Annotated in this window: 1 protein-coding gene; it reads left to right on the forward strand. The window is 69.5% G+C overall.

The window, feature by feature from the left end; translation table 11 throughout:
• Positions 1 to 997 (forward strand): hypothetical protein (locus FL311_RS43350; protein WP_141333542.1); only part of this gene is annotated, 997 nt, incomplete at both ends.

A 997-nucleotide genomic window follows, 5' to 3' on the forward strand; every position in this document is an offset into this window, starting at 1 on the left:
CCCAGGCGCATCTTTGTCCGAGGCCGAAGTCGAGGATGACGAATACGAAGAGGTCCTCCCCGAACTGGCCCGCGACGTGCGCCCTTTCCGCCATCCCCTACGGGAGGCGCGGGAGCTCTTTGGTGTGCCATCACGCAGCGGGGTCTATCGGTTCGAGCAGCGCCCGGCGCGGCTCATCCCCCAGCGGGATGAGGTGGACGGCCCCCGCCTGCTGGAGTCCTACGCGGATGACGCACTGACGCGCGCCTATGGACACTGGTGCGCGGCGAAGGACCGGCCCGGAGACTGCCTGCGCCTGCTGGACGAGGGCCCCTTGCTGGCCAGCGACGGCAAATACGTCTGGGCCTTGGCCATCGCCATGGACTCCGTCTGGGATGAGACCGCCGAGGCGCTGGAGGACATGACGGACCCTGGCGCCGTCATGGCCACCCTGACGGCCTCCGTCACGATGTACCTCCTGCTCTGGTCGCTCCCCGAGCCCGTCTCGAAAGGTGTCGCGGCGACGTTGACTGCTCTCGCCATCGCCTACCTCGGGGTGGACACGGTGTGGCGGCTGCTCGACGGATGGCTGACGTTGGTGCGGGAGGTGGAGCAGGCCACCCGCTTCGAACAACTCGACGCCGCGGGGCAGGCCTACGGCGAGGTGCTCGGGGAGAACGCGGCGCGCGTCTTCGTGATGCTGGCGACGGTCGCCATCGGCAACACCGCAGGGCTCGCCGCCAGCTCGACGCGGCTGCCTGCTTCCGCACCAGCGGCGCTCGCCGTGGAGACCCAGGCGGGCTTCCAGTACGCAGCCGTCAGTGGCGTGCGGTCCGTTGCCCTGACCGCGGAGGGCTTCACCATCGCGCTCGCGCCCAATGCCGTCGCCATGGCGAGCCAGGGGATGCAAGGCAGGAGCGAGCGTCACCACATCGCCACGAACAAGAACGACGTCTCCACCGTGCGCGGCGGCCCCTGGTCACCGCGATTCCGCGAGCTCTTCCAACGGGCCGGGATG

This window comes from Myxococcus sp. AB025B (genome assembly GCF_006518215.1).
In the GTDB taxonomy this organism is placed as follows: Bacteria; Myxococcota; Myxococcia; order Myxococcales; family Myxococcaceae; genus Myxococcus; species Myxococcus fulvus.